The sequence below is a fragment of the Methanoculleus sp. UBA413 genome, from assembly GCF_002502935.1.
Taxonomy (GTDB): domain Archaea; phylum Halobacteriota; class Methanomicrobia; order Methanomicrobiales; family Methanoculleaceae; genus Methanoculleus; species Methanoculleus bourgensis.
The window spans coordinates 1139-6259 of the sequence record NZ_DAQR01000014.1; the positions used below are offsets into that span (position 1 = coordinate 1139).

General features: G+C 64.6%; 5 protein-coding genes. 3 read left to right on the forward strand and 2 right to left on the reverse strand.

Annotated elements, in window-relative coordinates; translation table 11 throughout:
• Window positions 1–1971 (forward strand): DUF3656 domain-containing U32 family peptidase (locus BP858_RS01240; protein WP_286878616.1); only part of this gene is annotated, 1971 nt, incomplete at its 5' end.
• A gap of 366 nt (window positions 1972–2337) precedes the next feature.
• On the opposite strand, the gene BP858_RS01245 is transcribed toward BP858_RS01240, so the two are convergent.
• Both BP858_RS01245 and BP858_RS01250 read right to left on the reverse strand, forming a co-directional pair.
• The gene (locus BP858_RS01245; protein ID WP_214167083.1) at window positions 2338–2778 is read right to left on the reverse strand and encodes a DUF5804 family protein; all 441 of its coding nucleotides are present in this window, start codon (window positions 2776–2778) and stop codon (window positions 2338–2340) included.
• Window positions 2779–2913: 135 nt separating this feature from the next.
• Window positions 2914–4086, reverse strand: coding sequence for a proteasome-activating nucleotidase (locus BP858_RS01250; RefSeq protein ID WP_014867946.1), 1173 nt, complete (start codon window positions 4084–4086; stop codon window positions 2914–2916).
• 43 nt (window positions 4087–4129) lie between these two features.
• On the opposite strand from BP858_RS01250, the gene BP858_RS01255 reads away from it, so the two are divergent.
• Both BP858_RS01255 and BP858_RS01260 read left to right on the forward strand, forming a co-directional pair.
• On the forward strand, window positions 4130–4528 hold the full coding sequence (locus BP858_RS01255; protein WP_014867947.1) for a DUF126 domain-containing protein: 399 nt from the start codon (window positions 4130–4132) through the stop codon (window positions 4526–4528).
• A complete protein-coding gene (locus tag BP858_RS01260) occupies window positions 4525–4956 on the forward strand; it encodes a DnaJ domain-containing protein (RefSeq protein ID WP_238320317.1) in 432 nt (143 codons plus the stop codon). Before BP858_RS01255 ends, BP858_RS01260 begins: the two co-directional genes overlap by 4 nt.
• Window positions 4957–5121 lie beyond the last annotated feature (165 nt).

Consider the following 5121-nt stretch of genomic DNA (forward strand, 5'->3'; position numbering starts at 1 on the left):
TACTCGGGCCAGTGCCTCCTCTCATCGGTGATCGGGGGCCGGAGCGGGAACCGGGGGATGTGCGCCCAGCCGTGCAGGAAGCCCTACCGGCTCGTGACCGCCGAGAAGGACGAGTACGGCCGCCCACGAGACCTCCGGGCCGTGCCTGCAGAGGGGCAGTACCTGCTCTCGACCCGCGACCTCGCGGTATACCCCAGCCTCGACCGGATAGCGCGCGCACCGGTGGCGTCGCTCAAGATCGAGGGGAGGATGCGCTCCGCTGAGTACGTCGCCACGGTGGTCGCCATCTACCGGCGCGCCCTCGACGCGATCGCCGCCGGAGAGGTCTGGTCGCCCTCAGAAGAGGATATGCGGGACCTTGCGCTTGCGTTCAACCGGAAGTTCACGGAGGGCTACATCCTCGGCGCATCCAATATCATGGCTCGCGACCGGCCCGGGAACCGCGGGATCCTGCTCGGCACGGTCACCGGCTACGATCCCGGGCGGCGGGAGGCGACCGTCCGCCTCACCGGGGAGGTCGTGCCCCGCTCCGGCGACGGACTGGCCTTCTGCATGGAGGACCCCGAGCGCGACGTGGGCGCGGTCGTCCGCGGCACCCCCGCCGTCCGCCGCGGCACGGTGCGGGTCGGGGTTCCCGCACCCGTCGGGCGGGGTACGGAGGTCTTCCTGACAAAGAGCGCGGACCTCGAGGCGCGGGCAACAAAGATCGCCGAGCATTTGGAGCCGCTGCCGATCGATGTTACGGTCACCTGGGATGACGGCACGCCCTGCTTTGAGGGGGTGCTCCCCGGGCGCGGCGGAGAACCGCTCCGGGTCTTGTACCGGGCAGACCTGCAGATGGAGCCGGCGCGGAGCCGGCCGCTCGCCCCGGAGGAGATCGCGGAGCAGTTCACCAGGACCGGGGGGACGCCGTTTGTTATCCGGCGACTGGACCTCCGCTACCCGGGCGGACTCTTTACGCCGCTGAGTGCGTTGAACCGGGTTCGCCGGACATTCTTAGAGAAGGTCGAAGAGGCCGTGGCCGCCGCGCATCGACCTGGGCCGGATGCGGTGCGTGCGGCCCGGGAACGGGCGGAAGCGGCGATCTCCGGGCTGGTGCGCACGGGCGGGGTCGCGAACCGGCTCCCATCGGTCTCGGTCTACACCGACACCCTTGAGGGCGTGGAGGCTGCTGTCCGGGGCGGCGCCCGGACCGTCTACTTCGAGCCGGCCGGTCCTGTGGTTCCCGCCCTCCTCGAGGAGGCCGCCGCCCTCTGCCGGGCGGGTGGTGCGGACGCTGTCTGGAAATGGCCGTCGATCACGCGACGCGCCTTCCTCGATGCAGCCGCCCCGCTCCTCCCGTCGCTCTACGATGCGGGCGTCCACGGTGTCATGGTGAGCGGGCTCGGCGCCGCTGATGCGGTGCGGGAGGCCGAACCCCGGATGAGGCTCTTTGGGGCAGCTGGGCTGAACGTCTGGAACCACTGTACCACGAGGGTTCTGGCCCCGCTCTTCCTGCGGTGCACGGCATCCCCCGAACTCCCGGCCGGCGACCTGGCCCGGCTGGCCGAGTTGACCGGGGACGCTCCCGGGCTCGAGGTGCTCGTGCAGGGGAACATCGAGGCGATGGTGACCGAGGACCGGCTGGCGGCGGTCTCCGGCGACCGGTTCCTGGGGCTGCAGGACCGGCGGAACCACGTCTTCCCGCTCCGGTGCGACAGCGAATCCCGGGTGTATATCGCCAACGCCGTCGAGACCTGCCTGATCGACCACCTGCCCCGGATCATCGGGATGGGCATCGATGCGGTCGCGATCGATGCGCGGGGACGGGGGCCCCGGTACGCCGGGGAGATGGCCCGGCTCTACCTTGCCGGGATCGAGTCCGTGGGCCGGGGAGACCCGGGCATGCTCGACGTGCTCAAGGATGAGGTAAAACAGCGGGCCCTCGGCGGTATCACCGGTGGGCATTTCGTCCGGGGACTTACAGGGTAAGCAGCCGGGGCTACAAGGAGGGACCTACGAGGACCGCCGTCTGCGGGGAGGAGGCGATCCTCCTCACACCGGCAAAATACGGTGAAACGCTTCACTAGTGGAGCATTTCAGCTGAAATTTCCCATGAAGACATCCCCGGTTTGGCGTCGTGCCCCGGGCATGGCTTCCTTATGGGGGGAGGGGGCTCGCCCCCTCCCCTGCCCCCACCCCCCAGGGTGATGTCCACCACGGTCCACAGCATGGGGTGAAGTGGGCGAATGGGGTCTTATCCTGCGTACAGCCGCTCGCTCTGCCCCATGAATTCTCTCGCGTGCGGCCGGCGATCAATCTCCCACACCAAAACCTACAAAAAGATGGCTTGAGGCACTATTCCGCCGGGTACTCTTCTTCAGTACACCAGACCTCAAGCACTGTATCTTCGGGCTCAACCTGGTCCGCATATGCCTGGGGCGTTGTTCCCGCATCCATCCATATGGTGTCGACCGGGTGGTCGGAGATGCGGTAGAGGCAGCGGTATTTCCAGGGCGATGCGGGTTTCACGTCGCGTTCGTAGATCTGTTGGGCAAGGCTGGACGAGCAGAAGATGCCCTTCTCAGGCTCGAAGAGAACCTCTTCGACGTACCGCTGGATGTACCACCGGAGCTCGGAGACGAGAGCAAGCGCACTCCCGAGCGACGCCGTCCGGATGCGCATACCGTACTCCAGCCTGTCGGGTTGGTAAAAACGAAGGGCATCCCTGCTGGTTTCGGAGTTAAGCAGGGTGGTGTAGAGATCAACACCCTCCGGCTGAATAAGGAGGACGTTCATCGTATATCATGTACGACCGGGAGGTCGATAAGGTTTCCCTGGAATGGAGCGTCCAGGGCAGCCGTACCGGTCAGGACAGGGACCTGACCTTCTGACGGCACATGGAGGAAACGATGTGGATTGGGGAGATCCACATCAGATATACATGCGGGTATCGGGTGTCGCCACCTCGCGCTTCACTTTTTTGATCGCCGCAAGGAAGTCATCCCGCTCAACGGCCCCGGCGTCGCGCCGGACCGCCATCATGCCCGCCTCACGGCAGATCGCCTGCAGCTCCGCGCCGGTGGTCTTCCCGGTAAGTTCCGCGATCCCGGCGAGGTCCACATCCCCGGCGAGGGTCATCTTCGCGGTATGGATCTTCAGGATCTCGAGGCGTGCCCCGTCATCAGGGAGCGGAACCCTGATGATCCGGTCGAACCGGCCCGGACGAAGGAGGGCCGGGTCCAGCATATCGATACGGTTGGTTGCCGCCATGATCCTGACGTTACCCCGGTTCCCAAACCCGTCCATCTCGGCGAGGAGTTGCATCAGCGTCCGCTGGACCTCGGCGCTGCCCGAGGTTCCGTCGTTGGTGCGCATGCTCCCGATCGCGTCGATCTCGTCGATAAAGACGATTGCCGGAGCACGCTCCCGGGCGAGGACGAAGAGTTCACGCACGAGTTGCGCGCCTTCCCCGATGTACTTATGGACGAGTTCGCTCCCCGACATCCTGATGAACCGCGCGTGGGACTGATGGGCGACTGCCTTTGCAATCAGGGTCTTCCCGGTCCCGGGCGGGCCGTAGAGGAGGATGCCTTTCGGGGGCTCAACACCCACACGCTCGTAGATCTCGGGTTTCGTGAGCGGGTACTCGACCGCTTCCCTGACCTCCTCGATCTCGTCTTTCAGGCCGCCGACCTGCTCGAACGTGACGTCCGGCTGTTCGTCGAGTTCCATGACCCTGACCCTGGAGTCGTAGATGTTGCCGATCGTCTTGACGATAGAGAGTGTATTATTCACCGCTACCTTCATCCCGGGCTTGAGGATGCGGTGGAGTTTCTCGTTGACCGTGGTGACGTATTCCTGGTTGTTGCCCTGCTGTCTGAGGTATACCTCGCCGTTATCGAGTACATCGACCACGGCTGCAACAAACAGCGGCATCCGTTTTAACTGGCCGTTCTCTTTTCTGAGCTGCAGGAGTTCTTTCTCGAGCAACTCGTTCTTTAGTTTATAATCCAGGATCTGCGCCTTCAGTTCCTGAATCTGGAGCGCAAGCATGTCGTGCTCGCTTCCAGGATTGTTGCCAAGGGTTTCGTCCATGTCACTCATATAGTTGGGTCTCCAACCTCAATATAATGTGGTGGTTGTAATTATGAAAGGTAGAGGCATATCCAGGGGCACCGGAACCGGAGAGCTCCTCGTTTCATCTGAGCCCATATCGTTTCTCTCGGGTGTCAACCCCGAGACCGGTACCGTCGTGGAACAGGGCCATCCGCTTGAAGGGCAATCGATCGCCGGGCGCGTGCTGGCCTTCCCGTACGGGAAGGGATCGACGGTAGGTTCCTACGTGATCTACGCGCTGAAGCAGAACGGTCTTGCCCCTGCTGCAATCATCAATACGGAGGCTGAACCGATCATCGCGGTCGGTGCGATCATCGCGGGGATTCCCATGGTCGACCGCCTCCCGCCGGAGTTCTCCCGCCTGCCCCCCGGCACCAGGGTGACAGTGAACGGGGATGCGGGCGAGGTTTCATATGATGAGACCGCGTGAGGGCAGTTGTGGAGACCTGCTACGAGATCCTCGGCGTCTCCCGGGACGCCACGCCTGACGAGATCCGGGCGGCGTACCGGAGGCTCGCCAAACAGTACCACCCTGATATCAACCAGGACCCGGATGCAAACGAGCGGTTCATCGCCATCCAGCAGGCATATGAGACGCTGATCGATCCTGAAGCCCGGGCACGCTACGACATCGCCCTCCAGGGTGGCGCCGGTCCTGCACCGCATGACCCGTTCCGGTACCGGGCTGCCGGCGGGAGCGGGTTCTCGTGGAGCTGGCAGATGCCTGAGTCAGGGGCCGGCAGGACCGGTCTCATCGCCCGCCTCTTCTTCTGGGCTGTCCTGGTTGTACTTATGCTTGTGCTATCGCTCCTCTTCCGGGTTGTCGCGGGGTGCCTGCGGCGGCAGGTCTCACGGTAGCGGAGCATTTCATCTAAATTTTCCATGAGGGCATCTCCGGGGTGGCGACCGGGAGGCCCCCCGGCTCTGTTGCATCGTGCCCCGGGTCCGGCTTGTGCGGGGAGGGGGTTTCGCGGTACCGTCCTGCGAGAGACAGGGGAGGGGGGGCCCGGCCCCCCTCCCCGT

Bases quoted from the DNA above. Each gene is read 5' to 3' on its own strand.
- BP858_RS01245 (WP_214167083.1), bottom strand. From the start codon at position 2,778: ATGAACGTCCTCCTTATTCAGCCGGAGGGTGTTGATCTCTACACCACC.
- BP858_RS01250 (WP_014867946.1), bottom strand. From the start codon at position 4,086: ATGAGTGACATGGACGAAACCCTTGGCAACAATCCTGGAAGCGAGCAC.
- BP858_RS01255 (WP_014867947.1), top strand. From the start codon at position 4,130: ATGAAAGGTAGAGGCATATCCAGGGGCACCGGAACCGGAGAGCTCCTC.